A 20,506-nucleotide genomic window follows, 5' to 3' on the forward strand; every position below is an offset into this window, starting at 1 on the left:
TTCTGTAACCTAACCAAGTCATTTCTATTATATTGTTATTTATGTATAGCTTGCTGTGCTCTATGTTCATCTTTCTCTTATACATAAATATCATATTGTGCATAATCATTGTGACCAATATTTTGGTAAGTGTTTGGGTTGCTTTTAATACCTGTTTGATAAGGTATACCTTCTTCTTTTAATTTGCTAACAACGTTAAAATACTTTTCTTTTCCAAACGCTGTATGTACTAAACACTTATACTTTGAAAATAAGAACCGAAACAATCCCATTTCTCAAAACTCCTCTCCTTCATAACAATGATTGCTTCTTATTAATTTGAGATTTTCCCGAATATTATATCTGTCATTTCAGATACGGTTAGTGTCCCATCCACAACAATGTCTGAATCCGGTTTCACCGTTTTTAGCATCTCAAGATAGCCCCGTCTTCCTTGTGACAGATAATTATTCATCTCATTTAAGATGTTTTCGTTGGAGCTATTTTTAAAATCTCTTATTACTCTGCGTGCCATAGCTATATCCAATGGCGTATCAATAAAAATGGTAAGGTCAATTAATTTACTTGTTTCCGAATGTTTATAGGCAAACGGAAAGTCGATGAGAATGTAATCTAAAGGCTCATTTAGTAATTCTTTTATATCTCTAGTTAATGGAGTTAAGTTCCATTCATCATAATTAGCTCCATTATGAACCCAATCAATAATATCGTAAGGTCCTTCAAAATCGTAGTCATCAAAGAATAGTGTTTTAGAGTTTTGTAAACGACCGTTTAAATCTTTCGTAACTGTTGTTTTTCCTCCACCAGAAACTCCAGCAATGGCAATAACAAATGGTAGGTCCGTTCTTTGCATAACTTTTGCCCCTTTTTAGCAACTCGACTTCTTTAGCATTACTCCTCGAAAGTTAAAGTGTAAATCACTTGTTTAACTACCTTAATCCTAACATAAATAGACTGATAATCCTTTTATTCCCAATGAACTACATAGCCAATTGTGTCAGGGTTTACATATTTGTACAAATAACTTACAAATAAGAAAAATCATTTGTGATAACAAAAAGTGACTAACGAATCGGTTGCAATTAGCCAGTCAACTGACGTGTATTTTATTGTCTGCAATATGTTGGAGCCCATTAACATGGTCGCCTAACAATTCATAAATGGTTGGAGTTTCGGGTAGTCGTCTTCGATTGGTAGTTTTATATGTAACTCATGTTCTTAAAATGCATTTTTGTATGTTGAATTCTTACATAACTTAATATATGAAATTTTCAAAATATAAACCATTGACGTAAAGCTTCCTTTACGATTATAATGTAAAGGAAGCTTTACGTCGCCTTTGTTGAAGGGGGGAATAGATTTGAAAAACAAAGTATCGGAACTTAGAAAAAAGAGTGGCTTATCACAAGATATGTTTGCTGAAAAGTTAGGTGTTTCTCGACAAACTGTTTCTTCAATTGAAAAAGGAAAATACAACCCCTCTTTACCATTAGCAATGCATATTGCTGAGCTGCTTAATAAAAAAGTCGAAGATGTTTTCTTCTTAGAAGATAAAGATTATAAGAAATAAAGGAGTGTGGACTATAATGAAATCAACGAAGGGAAATTTATTGTTAGGTTTGTTTATTCTAGGAGTAAGTATTTATATATCCATAAATGAATTGTTAAATGATAACACTGAGTTATCTACTATGGGGTTCCTGCTTTTCTCAGTTTCAATTGTATTCTTTTCTTTAAGCTACTTAAACTCTCAATATCAAGCAAATGATGAGAGAATTAAGATGATTAGGGAAAAGGCAATGTACTTTACATTCTTTTTAATAATGTTTTACTTTTTATTATTTATAGTTTTAATTGGGAGTGGTATTATTATTATTTCTTCATCATCCATTTTACATATTTTAGGGGGTTTGATTCTTATAACTGCTTTTTTATCCCAAGTAATTTTATCTAAAATCTATTAATAAAAAGGAGAAATAAGAAATGAATGAATTGATTCCTTTTATATCACAAATTTCATTTTTTATATTGATTTTAGTAATAGTACCTATTATCTATAAAAAAGTAAGAAAGAAACAGAATTAAAAAGTGTATGGGTTTTAAGCCATACACTTTTTTTGCCTGAACTTATAGTGAACTTACGCTAAATACATTTACCCAAGTAACACTTACTTGAACACCATTACCATTATTGTTTGCATCAACACGATTTGCTAAGAGAGCCCAATAACCAGAAGAAACACCAGCTATACCAGATATTGGTGGGAATTTAGCGAAAACCCCTGTTACCATAGCTGCACCAGCAGCTCTGTCACGCAAATGAGATGAATATTCATTAGCTTGACTGTTATTAAATAATCGTTGATACCCCCACCAATGGTAAGCCCAACTACCATATCCAGCATGGTGAAAGGTTGAAAAACCGGTTTCACTAATATTAAGCTCTTCGTCAATTACTAAATTACCATCTAACACTTCTTTATTAATCTGGTCGAAATGGTATTCTAGATTTTCAAGCTCAAAAGCTTGGTACAATCCTCTTGGTACCCCTTCTAAAGCTAATGTTCCATCTTCTTGTAACTCAACATAAGGTTCTACTAGCTTCAAAACATCGACGTTACTAGAGGTAGTTGAAGAGTTACCTTTTCCCTGTCCAAATACCGGAGTCATCATTCCAAAGAACAAAACTAAAACTAAAAAACTACAAACTAACCTTTTCATCTCTCCACATCCTTTTTATGTAATTTCATCAATATATTAGCACATAAAAATGGATATTATAGTTAGAATTATCAAAATAATTACAATTGTGAAAAATACTTATGACTTCCCTAGATCTTAAGAACTATTATTTTGAACATTGTAAGTGATAGTCTAGTATTTTTATATAAATATACGATTTTATAAGGGGAAGGGACGTTTCACAATTCATGCAGGAAAAGCACCAACTAAATATTAGTAACGCTAAACAAGAGCTTAAACTAAAAAAGGGGACAGGAATATTAAACTTAGAGTATTAACAAAAGTAAACAAGTAATGTGAGTGCACATAAAGGAGGGTTGATAATATTCAGTAAATATCTATAAATGTAGGGGGTCAATTCTATTTCTAGAATCAGACATTGCTAGAAAACATTTGAATAGTTCCGCGCTTCCCACTTCTACCATTGTTTTTTTATCATTGCTTCATTAAAATAGTAGTTTAGGAAGCAAAAGAACCGTCCCTACGCTTCCAGAAAAGGTGGATTGATACAGTGGAAATAAAACATAGAGAAGAACCTAATATAAATAACAACTCGTTTCGAGAAAAGGTGAAACGAATTGTCGAGCATCCGTACTTTCAACCGATCGTGATCGCGATTATCCTCTTTAACGGTTTGATCATTGTGGCTGAGACGTACCTTTCTGGTAACAGCATTTTGCTCGCTTTAGACCAAATCATTGTTTGGGTATTTGTGATCGAACTCGTTTTAAAGATGATAGGTCTTGGTTTTAGAGGGTATTTCTCCGACAAGTGGAATATCTTTGATTTTAGTATCGTTGTCGCAAGTCTAGCTTTCTACTCAACGCCATTTGTAAGTGTGTTGAGGTTGATCAGGGTATTGCGTTTAATCAGAATGATTCCAGCAATCCCTGCTCTGAGAAAAATCATAGATTCACTCATGAAATCTGTCCCAGCTTTAACAGGGATTCTAGGCCTGTCAGTCTTGATTTTTTCCATTTATGCCATTATCGGAACAACGTTCTTTAGTGAAGTGCTAGAAGATGAGTTTTTCGGCAGCTTCCACTCGGCGTTATTCACATTAATGCAAGTTGTCACGTTTGAGTCTTGGGCAAGCCAAGTGGCACGTCCAATCATTAATGAAATCCCATGGGCTTGGGTTTATTTCGTTTCATTTATTATCATCGGTGCACTCGTCATTTTAAACCTTGTCGTCGCCGTCATCTTAAGTTACTTAGGCCAAGACGACGAAGCACTTCGCCAAGAGCAAATGGACCGATTGTACAATGAAAATAAAGAATTAAAGCAAGACATTCAAGAAATTAAACAAATCCTTCTTGATCGTGAAAAAACAGAAGGAAAGTAGCTAATTAGGGCCAACCTTACTTTGAGAGTGAAGGTTGGTTTTTTGTAGTTTCTAAAGCAAGAGGTTGGAAGTCCTCTCTCACGTGCGAAGGTTTGATCTCACGTGCGGTGGATTGATCACACGTGTAGTGGATTGATTTCACGTGCGGTGGTTCGTTTTCACGTGCGATAAACTCCTTCTCACGTGGAAAGAGTGTCTTCTTACGTGGGGAAGAACCCTTTTCCACATAGAAAGAACCCCCTACTCACCGCGTACTTCTCCATGAAGCACCGGAACCGTCCCCACGCTTCCCCACGCTTCCTCAAAAATTGACATCTCTGTGACAACTGGTTTTACGTGATTTAGGTCACAACATTTTTTTAAAACATCATGTAACCTTAACATTGTGAAAAGGGTGTTAATCAACGAGGGGGATTTACAGATGAGTATGTTTTGTAATCAATGTCAAGAAGCGATGAAAAACATCGGGTGTAACCTTGATGTTGGGGTATGTGGAAAACCAAGTGAATTATCGAACCTAATGGACTTGTTAATTTTTACGCTTAAAGGCGTTTCTGAGTATAACCAGCAAGCAAGAAAAGCTGGAATTAACCGTCCAGAGACAGATCGTTTAATTATCGAAGGGTTGTTCACAACGATTACGAATGCGAACTTTGATGATGATATGATCGCGGATCGTATTGAAAAAGCACTTGTCGAGCGTGAGGTCATCAAGGCTGAGCTGAAAAAAGAGGGGACTCTTGAAGAGTCGTTTAAAGATTTCGCAGTTTGGACAGGCAATCGTTCTGACTTCAAAGCGAAATCTGAAGAAAAGTACGTTGGAATTTTAGGAACAGACAATGAAGATATTCGTAGCTTACGTTCACTTGTGTTGTTCGGGCTTAAAGGAATGGCAGCTTACGCAGAGCATGCCGACAACTTAGGGCACCGCAATGACGAAGTATTCGACTTCATTGAAAAAGCATTAATTGCAACAGAAGATGATTCAATGACAGCTGATGATCTAACGAACTTAGTCATGGAAACAGGGAAGTTTGGCGTGGACGTGATGGCGCTGTTAGACCAAGCGAACACATCAACATATGGACACCCAGAAATGACAGAAGTTGAAATCGGTGTCCGCAATAACCCGGCAATTTTAGTGAGTGGACACGATTTAAAAGACTTTGAAGAGCTTCTCGAACAAACGAAAGGTACAGGCGTTGACGTTTATACACACTCAGAGATGTTACCGGCCAACTACTACCCAGCGTTTAAAAAATATGATCACTTCGTCGGAAACTATGGAAACGCTTGGTGGCAGCAAAAACAAGAGTTTGAAAGCTTTAACGGGCCAGTTTTATTCACAACGAACTGTATCGTTCCACCGAAAGCAAGCTACAAGGATCGTATTTACACAACTGGAGCAACAGGATACCCTGGTTTTAAACATATTCCAGACCGTGAAAAAGGTGGTAAGAAAGACTTCTCAGAAGTTATTGAACACGCGAAGCGTCTACCATCACCAACTCAAATTGAAGAAGGAACAATTGTCGGTGGTTTTGCACACAACCAAGTAACAGAACTAGCAGACAAGGTTGTCGATGCTGTGAAGACTGGCGCAATCAAAAAGTTCTTCGTTATGGCAGGTTGTGATGGTCGCATGAAGTCTCGTGAATACTACACAGATTTTGCAAGAACACTTCCTGAAGATACAGTCATCTTAACAGCAGGCTGTGCGAAGTACCGTTACAACAAGTTACCTTTAAATGATATCGGTGGCATTCCACGTGTACTTGACGCGGGACAATGTAACGACTCGTACTCATTAGCGGTTGTCGCAATGAAGCTTAAAGAAATCTTTGAACTCAACGACATCAACGAACTACCGATCGAATACAACCTAGCATGGTATGAGCAAAAAGCAGTCATTGTTTTACTCGCACTGTTACATCTTGGTGTGAAAGACATTAAGCTTGGGCCAACACTACCGGCTTTCCTATCACCAAATGTAGCGAAAGTGCTAGTCGAAAACTTCGGCATTAGCGGTATTAACGAAGTTGAAACAGACATGGAAACAATGATGGTATAAGAATAAGAAATGAAATGGCAGCTTCTGCGGTTTAAATCGCTCGGGCTGCTATTTTTGTTGTATTGACTTATTGAAAGTGGAGACGTGAGTGATTTAAGCGTGCGCATAGAAGGTGGTATAGCGCGCATAGAGAATGAGGTTGCGCGCACAGAAGGGAGTATTACACGCATAGAGGAGAGTATTTCTACGCATACGGAACAGATTCCGCGCATAGGAAGGTCACCATGAGAAATTCATGGTGACCAACATGTATGATTTATCTATTACAAGGTTTTAATGGAAGCAGGAGAACCGTCCCCATGCATCATAGCTTCACTTCTTTGCTCACATTTCCAGCCTTACAAGACGTCACTTTCACGTTCACTTTATCGGCTCCATTTGCCTTTACGACCCATGAGACGGTCTTTGTAGATAGGACGTTTGGCGCCATTAAGAAACTTGCTTCGGGTTTTTTCCCATAACCATCTAAATGGCCGATCTTTTGCACGGCTTTTCCTTGGACGACATCGACACCTTTACCATCGAGAATGACTTGAATGTCACGTACTTGCTGGCGTTCTTTTGCTTTTTCAGATACATACGTCGGCAAGTAGCCCGTGTTTTCGACCTTAACGGAAACGCGGTACAAGTCATCAGCGAGCGACTCGACTTTCGTATTTGTCACTTGTAGTAAAGGCGATGCGGCAGCATGCTCTAACGTGAATAACATGTTTCCGTGCAATTCACCGGCTAAAAACTTAAGTGGCGGGTTTTGTCTCGTATATTTCAAATCCCAGCCGCCGATTTCGACTTCGCCTAATTGTGGGTGATCAAACTTCTCCCACTCTTTAAACCCTTCTCCAGCTAATTCATTGTCGTTCCATGCGAATGCTTTCAACTGATCCTCTTCTGACACATCGAGCCAGTAGCGAGCGTAATTATCGAGAGGCTTCGTAATCCCGGCGCTTTTTGCCATATCCCACAATTCCGTCGTGTAGTTGAAGATGCCTAAATGTTCATACGTCCATTCGAGGAAGACGCCACGTAATGGCTTTTTCGGAATTTGATAATTAAATCCTTCGAAGACACTGACACTCGGGTATCCAGTCAGCTCTTCTCCACGTTTTGCGAGCGCTTTGAACATGTTCAAGTCGTCTTGGTTCATGTCATCATCTTTCTTTTCTGCAGACGGGCGTAAGATGATGCCACCAGCGGTATGATACGAGATGATGCCGGTCACATTCTTCTTTTCCATAAGAAACTCAGCGACAGCGCGCGACTCTGGTTCTGAGAGCGGGTAGTTCCCTGATACGTCATTTTGCTCCCAGTTGGCAGGGAAGTTCCGATTAATATCGAGATAATACTTTGTTTTTCCACTGAAAAGAGGATCTTCTTCGTTAAAGTCTTTCACGAGTCCTTCCGTAAAAACATGATAAAACTCTCCTTTATAATCGGCAGGCCCTCGGCGAAGCATGATACGCGGGTCTTTTTCGGATTTTTTCCAAGCACCGTTTTCAGCTTTCACACGCATCGATGTGATGACACCGTTTCCGGTTAAATCTTCTGCTAAAATGCCATCTTCCTCCTCAAAATACGGTCGAACCTTCGTGCTGCTGCGCGGGGTATGAGGGGTATTTAAATATTCTTCAGAGCCGTCGACACTAATACGCGGGATGATGTAAAAGGTCCTCGTATCGAGCAAATGGGTAACGAACTCATCGTTGCCATATTCGTTTAGCAAGTAGTGAATCGTGTAAAGCGCAACAGCTGAACCGGTCACTTCACCCGCGTGTAAATTCGCATCAATATAAAAAGCGGGCTTGTCTTCTGCGTTACCTGTGTGCTGTTGTGTGATCTCCGTATACCAAATATCGCGCCCTTCATAACTTTTGCCGAACGTCTCGACGTTGAATAGATCGGGGTGATCCTCTTGCCATTGATGCAGGAGTTCGGTGATCTCCTTGTAATTATAATACTTCGCCTTTTCATATTGAACCATGTCGCGTTGCCTCCTATGTATGATTTAAGGTAAAAACAAAAGTGTTGCCTCTGTTTTATATTAGAGTCAGAAAATTCTAATCTATCAATCTATTTTAATTGTAAATTGTAGTCGTTATCCGTGAAAAAAGCAACAAGGAATTTCGCAAGTCGAATGAAAAAATCGATAGAATTGTGAACAAATAAAAATAGGGGAGGAAAAGAGGTGAAAATAAAGTAAAATAATAGAGGTAGGAGGTGAATGGTCTAATGAAAAAGGGAGTTTTCTTTGCGGTGGTTGGCATTTTTTCTGTTGTCCTCATCGCATTTATATTCGGAATAAACGAAGATAGCAGCAATATAACGAAAGAAGCCGATGATATTAAAGAGTTGGTCAATGACTATAGTGTTGGAAACAACACTGAAGGAGTCGCTAGAATTAATTCACATGAGTTAATCGTCACAAAAGGCGGTGAGGAAGACGTCATCTATGAATTACCTGAAGACGAGTTTTTCGTCTCAATTGCTCCGTATATCAATGAGACCCATCCTTGAAGCATTCATAACCTGACAGGTTGTCAGGGAGAGTTAGCTAATGAAGATTTTGATGTATACATTGAAGATGTCGATGGTAACGTCGTAATGGACGAGACAATAAAAGCAGAAGCAAACGGATTTCTCGATATATGGCTACCTCGCGATAAAACGTATCATGTAACGATCGTGCATGACGGAAAAGAGGTAGAATCAGAGATTTCAACATTTGAAAATGACGATACTTGTGTGACAACAATGCAGTTGTCTTAAAAGGATTTATTTAGCAATAAAATTGAGACTGAAATTAACATACAAAAACGCTTGAAATGAAATCAAGCGTTTTTGTCATTATTCAACTAAACAAAGACGGGTGTGAAATTCGAGTTGCATATAGGCAACTCATTTTTTTATGCCAAATTATTGGAAAAAAGTGTTAAACTAAATGGGAATGAACGAACTGACATCCCAATTTGATATTGGATTTACTTTGGGGTTATTAGGGATGTTCTTATTGGTTGTGGCTCGTGGAATGGAAGATATTTTAGCTAATAGAAGAAAAATGGGGATCTTTCATTGAGCATTTCGTCTATCTTTGTCATCCTGTTGGTCTTAAACCTAGTAAGTTAATGGTTATAATATACGAAAAAGGTAATAAACATTGCACGTAATTTATAATGCACCCTTTGGAGGAAATCAAAATGAACAAACATGAAATGAAACAATTAGCAAATCGTAAAGGACTAGACATATTAGAAGACACGATAAAAATGAATGAGTCCGGTGTGGACTTTCGAGTCGCACATGCGAAAGATCAAAACGGAGATAAATGGATACTAAGGGTTCCACGTAGACAAGAATCGATGAGACATGCAATACAAGAGAAAAAAGCGTTAGATTTCATTCATAACCATGCAAACTTCCAAGTTCCCAATTGGTCAATCTTCTCAGAAGACTTAATTGCCTATAAGGAACTAAGTGGTATTCCTGCCGCAACGGTTGATGTTGAACAACAAGACTATGTCTGGAGTTTTGATGAAACCAATGTACCATCCGAATATTATCACTCATTAGGAAAGGCTCTAGCGAATTTACACTCATTACCTCAACAAGAATTCAATCATATTGGTGTCGAAATGATTAGCGTTTATGAGATAAGAGGCTCCATGAAACAGAGAATGGAACGTGTGAAAGAACAATACGATGTCAATCAAAATTTATGGGACCGTTGGCAAGCGTGGCTAGCTGAAGAGTCTCTTTGGCCATCTCATGTAGGAGTAAAACATGGAGACCTACACCCAGGTCATATCCTTATTGATCAGAACAATCATGTAACCGGCTTAATTGATTGGACAGAAGTAGGGATCGCTGATGTGTCTGTAGACTTCATGTCCCATCATCTCCTCTTTGGTAAGGATGGGCTAACAAAGTTAATCGACGCTTATGACAATGCTGGAGGGAAAACTTGGTCAAGAATGGATGAACATATTGTTGAACTTCTAACAACAAGTGGCATCACTGTTGCTGAATATGCTCAAGCGTCAGGTTTGAAAGAAATGCATGAGACAGCTGCACAAATGCTTTCAAGTGAAAACTAACGAAAGTGAGGATGACACAAAGAAAAGCACCAGACACCTTCAACAGTAGGTTATGGTCTATATTATATGTGATGCGGAGGTACCACTTGTGAGAATCATTTGAGTAACCATTCTTTCGCGAAAGGGGGATGAAACAGTGATGGAAGCAGGTCTATTTTTCGGTCTTTTTAGCTTACTCATTTACCTCGGTATTCCAATTTTAACGCTTGTCGTTGTCTTTTACATCATCAAGCTCATGAAGGAAAGAAATGAATACTTAAGAGATATTCGCGATGAGTTACGTCATAGGAATAATAAACAATAACGTAAGGTGGTGCGGGGATGAAATACGCTCGTGAACTTCCAAAAACTGATGATAAGAAGCATGCTGATCTAATCGAAGATGGCTTTAAGCCGTTAAAAGAGCCGGGAAGAATTGCGACGAGTATTCTTTTGTCGCTTCCGCTTATGTTTATGAATGCAGCTCTTGCAATAGGAATCATCGCACTTTATTTTAACTTTTCGATGGAACGGTTTGGATTCACTTCAGAAGGCTTCACAGTAACTATTCACCTTGGTACCATTTTAGCAATTTTTTTCATGATCATCGTTCATGAACTTATCCATGCGGTTTTTGTTCCTCGATTTTTTCGCTCTAACTGTACGTATTTAGGTCTCACTTGCTTCGGAGGCTTCGTTTATACAGAAGAAAGGATGACAAAAGCTCGGTTTATTATCATCAGCGTTGCACCATTTGTCATTCTTTCAATCTTTCTACCTATTATTCTTGGTTTGTTAGGCATGCTTACACCATTCCTTGTGGTTTTAATTGTACTTAATGCAGCTGCCTCTTCTGTCGATATGCTTGCTTTCATTCTCGTTTTAAAGCAAGTTCCAAATGGAGCAGTTGTTCAGAACAACGGTATCAAGACTTACTGGAAAAAAGAAGTAGATTTAATCGAACATAAAGCCACTAACTTAACAAAAGGGCTGTAGGTGCAAGGAGTTGTCACGTACCTGGTATGTTTGTACCAGGTATGAATCTACCAGGTAGCACTACAATTTCAGGCCAAGTTAAAGTAGGCTTAAATAATCATAGATTTTTCACGAAAGGAAGAAATCAATGGCTATTTTGTCGTTTTTAGTTATTGGATGGATTTTAAAGTGGTTTGAGTTTGATAAAGTAATAATAAAGGCCTTCAAGGAACTTTTTAACCGAGACACCACTTCAGCTAGTTACTACTTTTTATTTTTCATAGCAGGGTTAATTGGAGAACTGATTTTAATAATTAGAGGACACTATTTTAGTTGAGGAGCTTTATCATGCAAATACAAACATTTGGAGTGAAAGTGCCAGACAAAACAAGTGATTATTATCTTTTATCGATTTCTATTTCTCTGACAAGAGTTAAAAAAGGATAATGATCATGTAAGTAGTTCATGATAATTTTAGAAAAAAATCCCATAAACATGTTGACTAATTTGAATTTTCAATTTATTATCTAATATAAATTAAACAACAGTCGATAAGGACTCTTATCAAGAGAGGTGGAGGGACTGGCCCTTTGAAACCTCGGCAACCATTGAATAGCTTTTATTCAAAAGGTGCCAAATCCAGCAAAGCGAATGCTTTGAAAGATGAGAGGTCCGGCGAATCCTTACATTATTATTTCGTCGACCTCTTAAAAAGGGGTCGACTTTTTATTTTGATTCATTATTAAGAGATTTGGAGGGGCGTGGGATGAGTATAGAAAGAGACGAGGTACCCTGTAGCATGAACACCGAGCTTGTTCAAATAGGAAATCGTAGCGAACGAGTAACAGGTGCGGTTAGTCCACCTGTTTACTTTTCAACAAGCTACCAACATTCAGGTATTGGCCAGTCGACGGGGTATGACTATACAAGAACGAGAAACCCAACTAGAGATATTGTTGAAAAAGCGATTGCTAATTTGGAAAGAGGTGACCAAGGCTTTGCTTGTAGTTCAGGAATGGCTGCTATTCATACGATTTTTGCCTTATTCAAACAAGGAGATGAGGTCATCGTTTCACATGATTTATATGGCGGAACGTACCGACTATTCGAACAGCTTTTAAACCAATACGGAGTTGTCTTTCACTATGCAGACATCCGTTACCCTAAAAGCTTCGAGGAATTAATCAATGAAAATACGAAAGCATTTTTTATCGAATCTCCTACAAACCCTTTGATGCAGGAGGCAAACCTCAACCATTTTTCAGATCTTTCGGAATGTTACGACCTTTATTTAATCGTTGATAATACGTTTTACACACCACTCATTCAGCAGCCTATTTTAGAAGGCGCAGACATCGTCATTCATAGTGCGACAAAATATTTAGGAGGTCATAATGACGTGCTAGCTGGCTTAATTGTAGCAAAAGGAGAAGCATTGTGTGAAAGGCTCGCCCTCCACCACAACGGAATAGGAGCCACATTATCTCCTCTTGATTCATGGCTGTTAATTAGGGGGATGAAAACACTCCCATTAAGAATGAAAAAACACGAAGAAAACGCAAAAGAAATTGTTCGTTTCTTAGAAGGTCACGAAGCAATCACTGATGTTTTATATACTGGTCGCGGTGGGATGGTATCTTTTCGTGTTTCCGATGAGAAATTAGTAGATCCATTTCTACAATACTTACAACTTATAACCTTTGCAGAAAGCTTAGGTGGAGTTGAAAGCTTTATCACCTACCCTGCTACACAAACTCATATGGACATACCAGAAGAAATTCGAATTAAAAATGGTGTCTGTAATCGCTTATTGAGATTCTCTGTAGGGGTTGAAGAAGCAGAAGATTTAAAGAAAGATATTGATCAAGCATTAAAAAATGCGGAAAAGAAGGTGGCAAATAATGAGTAACCGCAATCATCGTTTCGAAACTCGTCTTATTCATAACGATCAGTCTGTTGATAAACAAACTGGAGCAGTCAGTGTTCCTGTACACCATACATCTACCTTCCATCAATCATATATTGAATCTTTTGGCAAGTATGATTATAGTCGCTCAGGTAATCCGACAAGAGAAGCATTAGAAGAAACAATTGCTCAACTCGAAGGTGGATCGAGTGGATTTGCTTTCTCATCTGGAATGGCTGCTATTTCGACCGCTTTTTTGCTCCTTTCAAAAGGAGACCATGTCCTAATATCAGAAGACGTTTACGGTGGCACTTATCGTATGGTTACCGAAGTCCTTCAACGTTTCGGTATTGAGTACACCTTTATCGATACATCAGATTTAACTGAAATCAAACAAAAGATAAAACAGAATACGAAAGTCATCTATATCGAAACACCTTCTAATCCACTTTTGAAAATCTCTGACCTTCAAAGGATATGTCAGTTAGCAAAAGAGTCCGGTTGTTTAACGTTTGTTGATAATACGTTTTTAACCCCTGCTCTTCAAAGGCCTTTAGATTTAGGAGCGGATGTCGTCCTCCATAGTGCGACTAAGTTTATTTCTGGTCACAGTGATGTTGTAGCCGGATTAGCTGCTGTAAGAGATGATGCATTAGCAGAACGATTAGCATTCCTACAAAATACATTTGGTGCCGTCCTTGGTGTTCAAGATTGTTGGCTCGTCTTAAGAGGACTAAAAACATTACATGTACGTATACAACAGTCTCAGCAATCAGCTGAAACAATAGCTAGATATCTAGAAACTGTTTCGGAAGTTGAAAAAGTTTATTACCCTGGGCTGAAAAAACATCCTGGATCTGAGATCCACTTCCGTCAATCAAATGGATCTGGAGCAGTCCTTTCTTTTAGGTTATCAAATGCAGATGCCGTTAAGACATTCGTTACTGAGTTAAAAATTCCTGTTTTTGCAGTTAGTTTAGGAGCTGTAGAATCAATTCTATCTTACCCAGCAAAAATGTCTCATGCAGCGATGCCAAAAGAGGAACGAGAAAAAAGAGGAATACACGATGGATTACTACGTTTATCTGTCGGATTAGAAAATCCAGATGACTTAATGAAAGATTTTGAGGGAGCATTCAAAACAGTCAGAGCAAAAAATAAAGTGAAACAAGATATTGGGTCTATTTAAATAGTTTTATATACTTAAGTTTTATGACTTTTACCGTTTGCCCCTTGAATTTTTATAAATTAAATTTAATTGTTGAAAAAAAGGAGTAGATGACAATGGCTAAAAGAAGTTTAGAACAAAGATTACAAGAAGGACCAGTTATCGCAGGTGAAGGGTATTTATTCGAACTTGAAAGGCGTGGCTATTTACAAGCAGGGTCATTTGTTCCTGAAGTAGCTATAGATAATCCAGAAGCCTTAAAACAAACATACCGTGACTTTATGTTAGCAGGGTCAGATGTTGTTCTAGCATTTACGTATAACGCCCATCGTGAAAAAATGCGCATTATTGGAAAAGAAGAATTGTTAGAGCCATTAAACAGAAATGCCATTCGTTTAGCAAAAGAAGTTGCTAAAGAACACCCTGTTGAGGAAGCACTAGTTGCTGGAAACATCTCAAATACAAATATTTATGATATAAATGATCCAGAATCAAAAGAGAAAGTAAGAGCTATGTTTGCAGAAATGGTTAGTTGGTGTAAAGAAGAAGGTGTTGATTTTATTAACGGTGAAACTTTCTACTTCCATGAAGAAGCTGTCATTGCTCTTGAAGAAATTAATAAAGCAGGAATTCCTGCTGTTATAACATTAGGGTTAATGGGAGAAAACATCCTTCGTGATGGTTACACTGTTGAAGAATCTTGCCAAATATTAGAGGAGAAAGGTGCTTTAGTTGTCGGAATGAACTGTTTCCGAGGTCCGAATACGATGCAACCTTATATTGAAAAGATTCGTGAAAATGTTGATGGTTACGTAGGTGCTCTTCCTATTCCATATCGAACCACCAAAGAACATCCAACATTTTTTAACCTCCCTGACGGAGGATGTAGTTGTTGTTTACCAACCGAAACTACTTTTCCTACTTCATTAGACCCTTTATATCATAATCGATATGAGCTCGCTGCTTGGGCTCGAGAAGCTCATGATATTGGAATTAATTATCTAGGGTTATGTTGCGGAGCTTCACCAGCAATGATTCGAGAAGTTACAGAAGCAGTTGGTCATAAAGCAATAAATTCAAAATATTCTCCTGATATGTATAAACATTTCTTATTCGGAAAAGATGAAACATTAAATAAATCTAATGTAGAATATCGAACAAAGGCATAATCTAATAGATAAGCAAAACTTGGCTTATCGGAAAGGCTAAGTTGTACACTCATATTTGCGACGCACAGGACGTACTAGCACCTACGTTGCGGTAGCACATCGCTTTTTTTAGTCGATAAACTTATACTTAGTTCTAAAAAATATTCTCTACGTTGGGGTACATCTTTGCTAAAATTTTTATAAATTCGTAACGTGCAAGGTAAGACTCGAATCTATTAATAGATTTCGAGTCTTCAACTCTTCAATTACAACTACATACTCGTAATGCCAATTATGAGTCCTGAAAATGCGAGGGACCAAAAGGCGAAAAGCCCACCTAATCCTGTTAAAAGCGGGAATTTCCTAAACAAAAAGAAAGAGAAAAAGAGACAAGCTAAAGGAAGGTAAATATGTATGAATGTGAACCAACGATCGCTAATCCCTTCATCCGATATCAACATGTACCCGCCAGCAAACCAAAAGGCCATCGTCAAAATGACAAGACCGAGTATGGAGCAATAAAGGTAAAAACTAAGTCCCTTTTCTTGTTTGACAGAATTGCGTTTTGCCAACAAGCTCATATAAATGACGACTGCTGAAGTGATCAAGATGATGAGCATAAAAACAAATGTAAATGGCATATAATCCCCAACTTTCTAAAAGAAGACAAATAAAATAAAGAAGAGCAGGAGCGTCCATATGTAAGAGATAAACGCTGTTTTTTCGTAGGGCTTCGCAAATTTTTTCATCTTATGCTCGAAGGAAAAAATGAACACGTAAATGAGAAAAAGGAAGTAAACGAGAAAGATATAAAGCAAAAAGCGCCATTCCTCGACCCACTCAAACACCATGCCTGTCGCTCCTAAAGCAATAAATAACACCGCTGATAAGGCACCTACAATGAGAACCTTCTTCGGCATGTTCCCCCACATTTTCCTGCTAAATAAACTTTTTTCTTTTTTTGCTTCAAATAAAAATAAGAAATAAAAACAGCTAATGACGAGAGCAATGATAAAAAAGGTTACGTAAGCCGAATAGACTGGTGTCCATTGACCGGTTGTCGGCTCCATCGTCCGGTAACCCGTTTGAAATTCTAATACCGCCATGATCGCAATGATTGCGAAAGCGGTGCTGATTTGTAAAATTGACCACTTCATTTTTTCACCTGCTATTATGTAGTTACTCCTGTGAGTCTTAAAATAATCGCGATTAAACCAAGGAAAAAAATAAACAAATAAACATAACCTAAGATTTTTCTTACCTTCATTTCCTCCTGAACATACTCGATCCCAAACAATAAAAACAACGTTGGAATAACAAACAAAAAGAAATTCGGGAATGGCTCCCAACTTTCATCAACTGTGAATCTGTAAATGACAACTGCGATTAAAATGGTTGCTAATATTGTATTGATGAAACTTAATGGCCGCTTTTTTTCGTCTTGTTTCAATTCACTTTCCTCCTTTTTAAAATAAGAAATAGAAGAAGAACAAATAAAGTTCCAAATCCTATTAATAATGGGTTATTAAGTATAAATTCCATGAAAACACTCCTTTTAGGATAATGTCATATGTAATATACGACTACGGTTTAAAGGAAGTTTCACGTAATACGTTTCATTTTCAAGGTATATCATTACTAGCAGCGAATGTAAACATATATAAACGAATTTCTGCAACGGGGGGGAATGTCAATGAGACGGAGAAGCATGGGGACGGTTCTTCTGCTTCCAAAGCATCGCAAAAAGAAGCAAGAGACCCGTCCCCATGCCTCAATACCATCAGGAGGAATAACGTGCAATGAATAAAAACACGATTAGTTTGGCTGTTGTCGCTTTGTTTGTCGTTATAGCGCTTTTCATTTTCAGAGAGCCTGATGACAATTTGGATACAGCGAGCAATGAAACCACGGAACAGTTACAAAAAGAGAATGAGCGTTTAAAACAAGAGATAAATGAGCTCGAGTATAAAGCTGAATTATATGAATCAAGATCCTATGAGTTTGAATCGCGAAATGAAACCCTCATACAACAGAGGAAACAGTTGGAGGATCGGCTTGAGATTATCTTAAAAGATATTTATGAAAGTGACCTTGAAGGCTCAGACCTAGAGAACCTTCATGAATATCGTAAACACTATGAAACGATGTATATGGAACGGTATGATGCACTTGATGGCCATGTTTTTCTGTTTCGTATGTCGTTACCAAGACCAGAAGTAACAGTGGGTGAGGAGTTAAATTATGTGTTTTCATTTGAAGAGGAATTTGAGGTATATGAAGGGAAAGAGGTAGCCATTGCTGCAATACATAAAGATACTGAAGAGATGGTCACAGTCCTAGACCCCCAAAGAAGAAGCGAAGAAGAGATGAGAAGGCTGACAGGGTCCGCAACATTACCTGTCGGAGGATTTTGGAACTTCGAAGTGTCATTAGATGAGGAGTTTTACGGAGAGGTAGAAATATTTGTGTATGAGTGATAAAGCATGGGAAAGCATGGGGACGGTTCTTCTGCTTCCCGCACGTCAAGCCCATAGAATAATAGAAGGGGTGTTTACTTGAAGAAGTTTGATTTTGGAACTGAAACAAACCGACTCATTTTAAGACCTTTTGAAAATGGGGATTATGAAGCTTGGTTAACTGGTTTTGAGAATAGAAGACCTTCACAACATAGGCATGATGAAGGGAAAATGGATATGAATGACTGTACCGAGGGTTGGTTTCATGCGATCGTTGACAACCATCAGAAGATCGCTAAAGAGGATCAAGCGTATGTCTTTGGTGTTTTTCGAAAGGAAGATGGAGCACACCTTGGTGCCGTAGACTTTTCTACTATAGAAAGAGAGAACTTCCAATGGGCAAGATTTGGATATTCGATCCACAATCAGTATTGGAGGAAAGGTTACGGTAAAGAGGCTGTCGCAGCAGCGCTTAAGCTTGCGTTTAATAAGTTGCACTATCATCGTATTGAGGCTCACATCAACCTTGATAATACTGCTTCAATTAGACTCGTGGAAAGCGTCGGGATGGAGTATGAATGTGTACGAAAAGGCTTTATTGATGAATTTGGCGGGTGGACTGATAATCTTGTTTATTTTAAAAACGCAGAGGAGTTAAGTAATGGTTTATAGTTTTTTGAATCTGGGGGGGTCACATATGAATAATATCGTTCGATACGTGCTTGTCATTGTCTTTTTTATCATCTATATAATGATTGCCAACTTCATATGGAATCAGTTTGTCATTGTCGATTCTTCACTCGGAGTATTGGTCGGTAGCCTTCTAGCTATATTGATTGCGATCGTTTTATCGATCATTACAGTTAATAAGGTTGTGGTTGTTCTTCAAACCAGAAATCAATCGTGAGAATATATTCCATTAATTAAAAAGTCCTTTTACACCAAAAGTCGTAGAAAAATTCAGATCATTACTTGATGTAGTAGTTGTGTGAGAGATATAACCTATACACAAGGAGGGTGATCACATGATTAAAGGATTATATGAAGCACATTTACCGGTGAAAGACTTGGAAGTTTCAATGGAGTTTTACAAAAAGCTCGGTCTTAATTTTGCTTGGAAAGATGAGGATACAGCTTTCTTTTGGATTGAAGAAGGGAAAAGCTGGGTAGGTTTGTGGGAAGGCAAGGAGTACGAAACAGCGTACCATCCTTCATTAAGGCATCTCGCTTTTCGCGTGAACTATGAGGACTTAAAAGATTCGCTAAATTGGTTAGAGTCGGTCGGTGTGAAGGCTGTTCCATTTGGAAGTCGAACCACTGTCGAGCCTTTTATCAGGCCACACCAAGGGAATGCATCAGTGTACTTTAACGACCCAGATGGTAACAGTTTAGAGTTGATGTGTCATATTGAAGTACCGAAAGAATTAAAAAATATGACCCAAAAACTATCATTTGAAGAGTGGGAAGAACTTATTGATAATAACGAATTTCAAGAAGACCTTTAAAGGAGTTTTATATGAAAAATAAAAGCTTACTAGACAATTTCGAGGAGTATGACGACCCTGCTTTATACGATCGCGAAAATGAACGTTACAAGGGCGACATTCCATTTTTGCAAAAATGGGCAGAAAAAATGGATGGCCCGATCATCGATGTCGCTTGTGGAACAGGAAGGGCAACGATTCCTTTGGGGCAGGAAGGGTATGAACTGATCGGTGTCGACGTCCACCAAGGGATGCTTGATGAAGCGAAAAAGAAGGCAGATAACCTGAACCTTAATGTGAAATGGTTAAAGCAAGACTGTACAAATTTGGACTTGCATGTGAAGAGTTCGCTCATCTATACAGTCGGTAACTCGTTTCAGCATTTCCTTACAAACGAAGATCAAGACGGACTGCTCAAGTCAGTCAATCGTCATTTGAAAAACGGTGGTATTTTCATTTTTGGCACAAGGTTTCCGGTAGAAGAAGACCTAATACACCAGAGTTCAGAAGAGTATTGGCGAACATACCCAGATCCGGAAACGTCACATGAAGTTGATGTATACACAATCAGTCGTTATGATGCGCTAGATCAAGTCCAGCATTGTACGACGATTCGTAAATATAAAGACAATCAAGGATGCGTCATTGACGAAAAAAGAACTAACATCAACTTACGATATGTTTTTCCGAAGGAGATGGAGCGACTGTTAGACGCCCATGGTTTCGAGATTTTACATGTTTACGAGGATTGGAATGAAACGCCCATTACAAATGATAGTAACGAAATGGTGTATGTGTGTAAGAAGCATGGGGACGGTTCTACTGCTTCCAAAGCACCGCAAAAAGAAGCAAGAGAACCGTCCCTCTGCTTCTAATAACTAAAAATCCCCCACCGATTTAGTCAGTGGGGGAAAATAAATTTTGGTGCTAATCGTTGCTTTTAGCCATAACCGCTTCGGCGGCACGGTCTGCTTTCTTAAAATCCTTACTATAAATGACTTCTTGGGCAGTACTCAAACCATTGTGTTTTTCATTCATATGTTTGTGTGGCAAGCGTTGTGTCTTTTCCATTGCTAGATAGCCCCTTTCTTAAAATCAGAGTCACTTTTGTTTTTCCCGCCATGTTTTAGGTGTAAACGTAAAA

General features: G+C 38.3%; 25 protein-coding genes and 1 riboswitch. Of the genes, 17 read left to right on the top strand and 8 right to left on the bottom strand.

What is annotated here, in order from left to right; all coding sequences use genetic code 11:
• Positions 1-77 precede the first annotated feature (77 nt).
• On the bottom strand, positions 78-272 hold the full coding sequence (locus tag LGQ02_RS01315) for a hypothetical protein (RefSeq protein WP_226516463.1): 195 nt from the start codon (positions 270-272) through the stop codon (positions 78-80).
• Positions 273-313: 41 nt separating this feature from the next.
• On the bottom strand, positions 314-853 hold the full coding sequence (locus tag LGQ02_RS01320) for a nucleoside/nucleotide kinase family protein (protein WP_226516464.1): 540 nt from the start codon (positions 851-853) through the stop codon (positions 314-316).
• Positions 854-1,360: 507 nt separating this feature from the next.
• Here LGQ02_RS01320 and LGQ02_RS01325 point away from each other — a divergent pair.
• Both LGQ02_RS01325 and LGQ02_RS01330 read left to right on the top strand, forming a co-directional pair.
• On the top strand, positions 1,361-1,570 hold the full coding sequence (locus LGQ02_RS01325) for a helix-turn-helix transcriptional regulator (RefSeq protein ID WP_226516465.1): 210 nt from the start codon (positions 1,361-1,363) through the stop codon (positions 1,568-1,570).
• 16 nt (positions 1,571-1,586) lie between these two features.
• On the top strand, positions 1,587-1,964 hold the full coding sequence (locus tag LGQ02_RS01330; protein ID WP_226516466.1) for a permease: 378 nt from the start codon (positions 1,587-1,589) through the stop codon (positions 1,962-1,964).
• A 163-nt stretch (positions 1,965-2,127) separates the two neighbouring features.
• Here the strand turns inward: LGQ02_RS01330 and LGQ02_RS01335 are convergent, their stop codons facing one another.
• Positions 2,128-2,721 carry a hypothetical protein gene (locus LGQ02_RS01335; protein ID WP_226516467.1) on the bottom strand — a complete coding sequence of 198 codons (594 nt, stop codon included), beginning with the start codon at positions 2,719-2,721 and terminating at the stop codon, positions 2,128-2,130.
• Between the two features lie 532 nt (positions 2,722-3,253).
• On the opposite strand from LGQ02_RS01335, the gene LGQ02_RS01340 reads away from it, so the two are divergent.
• Together LGQ02_RS01340 and hcp are read left to right on the top strand one after the other, a co-directional pair.
• On the top strand, positions 3,254-4,087 hold the full coding sequence (locus tag LGQ02_RS01340) for an ion transporter (protein WP_226516468.1): 834 nt from the start codon (positions 3,254-3,256) through the stop codon (positions 4,085-4,087).
• Between the two features lie 421 nt (positions 4,088-4,508).
• A complete protein-coding gene (gene hcp, locus LGQ02_RS01345) occupies positions 4,509-6,158 on the top strand; it encodes a hydroxylamine reductase (protein ID WP_226516469.1) in 1,650 nt (549 codons plus the stop codon).
• A gap of 304 nt (positions 6,159-6,462) precedes the next feature.
• On the opposite strand, the gene LGQ02_RS01350 is transcribed toward hcp, so the two are convergent.
• Positions 6,463-8,136: a M14 family metallopeptidase gene (locus LGQ02_RS01350; protein ID WP_226516470.1), complete on the bottom strand. Its 1,674-nt coding sequence runs from the start codon at positions 8,134-8,136 to the stop codon at positions 6,463-6,465.
• 248 nt (positions 8,137-8,384) lie between these two features.
• On the opposite strand from LGQ02_RS01350, the gene LGQ02_RS01355 reads away from it, so the two are divergent.
• From LGQ02_RS01355 to LGQ02_RS01385, 8 genes are all read left to right on the top strand, one after another.
• Positions 8,385-8,921: a CueP family metal-binding protein gene (locus LGQ02_RS01355; protein WP_226516471.1), complete on the top strand. Its 537-nt coding sequence runs from the start codon at positions 8,385-8,387 to the stop codon at positions 8,919-8,921.
• A 172-nt stretch (positions 8,922-9,093) separates the two neighbouring features.
• Positions 9,094-9,228: a hypothetical protein gene (locus LGQ02_RS21225; protein ID WP_264183998.1), complete on the top strand. Its 135-nt coding sequence runs from the start codon at positions 9,094-9,096 to the stop codon at positions 9,226-9,228.
• 121 nt (positions 9,229-9,349) lie between these two features.
• The gene (locus LGQ02_RS01360; RefSeq protein WP_226516472.1) at positions 9,350-10,246 is read left to right on the top strand and encodes a macrolide 2'-phosphotransferase; all 897 of its coding nucleotides are present in this window, start codon (positions 9,350-9,352) and stop codon (positions 10,244-10,246) included.
• A 136-nt stretch (positions 10,247-10,382) separates the two neighbouring features.
• On the top strand, positions 10,383-10,550 hold the full coding sequence (locus tag LGQ02_RS01365; RefSeq protein WP_226518403.1) for a hypothetical protein: 168 nt from the start codon (positions 10,383-10,385) through the stop codon (positions 10,548-10,550).
• Positions 10,551-10,567: 17 nt separating this feature from the next.
• Positions 10,568-11,221: a DUF3267 domain-containing protein gene (locus LGQ02_RS01370; protein ID WP_226516473.1), complete on the top strand. Its 654-nt coding sequence runs from the start codon at positions 10,568-10,570 to the stop codon at positions 11,219-11,221.
• Positions 11,222-11,758: 537 nt separating this feature from the next.
• Positions 11,759-11,870, top strand: a riboswitch (SAM riboswitch).
• 96 nt (positions 11,871-11,966) lie between these two features.
• The gene (locus LGQ02_RS01375; RefSeq protein WP_226516474.1) at positions 11,967-13,109 is read left to right on the top strand and encodes a methionine biosynthesis PLP-dependent protein; all 1,143 of its coding nucleotides are present in this window, start codon (positions 11,967-11,969) and stop codon (positions 13,107-13,109) included.
• Positions 13,102-14,295 (top strand): cystathionine beta-lyase, encoded by a 1,194-nt coding sequence (metC, locus tag LGQ02_RS01380; RefSeq protein ID WP_226516475.1) that lies wholly within the window; start codon positions 13,102-13,104, stop codon positions 14,293-14,295. Before LGQ02_RS01375 ends, metC begins: the two co-directional genes overlap by 8 nt.
• A 95-nt stretch (positions 14,296-14,390) precedes the next feature.
• Positions 14,391-15,443 (top strand): homocysteine S-methyltransferase family protein, encoded by a 1,053-nt coding sequence (locus LGQ02_RS01385; RefSeq protein ID WP_226516476.1) that lies wholly within the window; start codon positions 14,391-14,393, stop codon positions 15,441-15,443.
• Between the two features lie 251 nt (positions 15,444-15,694).
• Here the strand turns inward: LGQ02_RS01385 and LGQ02_RS01390 are convergent, their stop codons facing one another.
• From LGQ02_RS01390 to LGQ02_RS01400, 3 genes are read right to left on the bottom strand one after another with little or no spacing between them, the layout of a single operon-like run.
• Entirely contained in the window at positions 15,695-16,063 is a 369-nt protein-coding gene (locus tag LGQ02_RS01390; protein ID WP_226516477.1) for a hypothetical protein, read from the bottom strand.
• A gap of 15 nt (positions 16,064-16,078) precedes the next feature.
• Positions 16,079-16,579: a hypothetical protein gene (locus LGQ02_RS01395; protein ID WP_226516478.1), complete on the bottom strand. Its 501-nt coding sequence runs from the start codon at positions 16,577-16,579 to the stop codon at positions 16,079-16,081.
• 14 nt (positions 16,580-16,593) lie between these two features.
• Entirely contained in the window at positions 16,594-16,872 is a 279-nt protein-coding gene (locus LGQ02_RS01400; RefSeq protein ID WP_226516479.1) for a hypothetical protein, read from the bottom strand.
• Between the two features lie 349 nt (positions 16,873-17,221).
• Between LGQ02_RS01400 and LGQ02_RS01405 the strand changes: the two genes are divergently transcribed.
• From LGQ02_RS01405 to LGQ02_RS01425, 5 genes are all read left to right on the top strand, one after another.
• The gene (locus LGQ02_RS01405; protein ID WP_226516480.1) at positions 17,222-17,899 is read left to right on the top strand and encodes a hypothetical protein; all 678 of its coding nucleotides are present in this window, start codon (positions 17,222-17,224) and stop codon (positions 17,897-17,899) included.
• Positions 17,900-17,977: 78 nt separating this feature from the next.
• Positions 17,978-18,550 carry a GNAT family N-acetyltransferase gene (locus LGQ02_RS01410; protein WP_226516481.1) on the top strand — a complete coding sequence of 191 codons (573 nt, stop codon included), beginning with the start codon at positions 17,978-17,980 and terminating at the stop codon, positions 18,548-18,550.
• A gap of 25 nt (positions 18,551-18,575) precedes the next feature.
• The gene (locus LGQ02_RS01415; protein WP_226516482.1) at positions 18,576-18,785 is read left to right on the top strand and encodes a hypothetical protein; all 210 of its coding nucleotides are present in this window, start codon (positions 18,576-18,578) and stop codon (positions 18,783-18,785) included.
• Between the two features lie 118 nt (positions 18,786-18,903).
• The gene (locus LGQ02_RS01420; protein ID WP_226516483.1) at positions 18,904-19,383 is read left to right on the top strand and encodes a VOC family protein; all 480 of its coding nucleotides are present in this window, start codon (positions 18,904-18,906) and stop codon (positions 19,381-19,383) included.
• Between the two features lie 11 nt (positions 19,384-19,394).
• On the top strand, positions 19,395-20,237 hold the full coding sequence (locus tag LGQ02_RS01425) for a class I SAM-dependent methyltransferase (protein ID WP_226516484.1): 843 nt from the start codon (positions 19,395-19,397) through the stop codon (positions 20,235-20,237).
• 52 nt (positions 20,238-20,289) lie between these two features.
• On the opposite strand, the gene LGQ02_RS01430 is transcribed toward LGQ02_RS01425, so the two are convergent.
• Positions 20,290-20,433 carry a YfhE family protein gene (locus tag LGQ02_RS01430; protein WP_226516485.1) on the bottom strand — a complete coding sequence of 48 codons (144 nt, stop codon included), beginning with the start codon at positions 20,431-20,433 and terminating at the stop codon, positions 20,290-20,292.
• Between the last annotated feature and the right edge of the window lie 73 nt (positions 20,434-20,506).

It is taken from the genome of Bacillus shivajii (assembly GCF_020519665.1).
Classification (GTDB): domain Bacteria; phylum Bacillota; class Bacilli; order Bacillales; family Salisediminibacteriaceae; genus Bacillus_CA; species Bacillus_CA shivajii.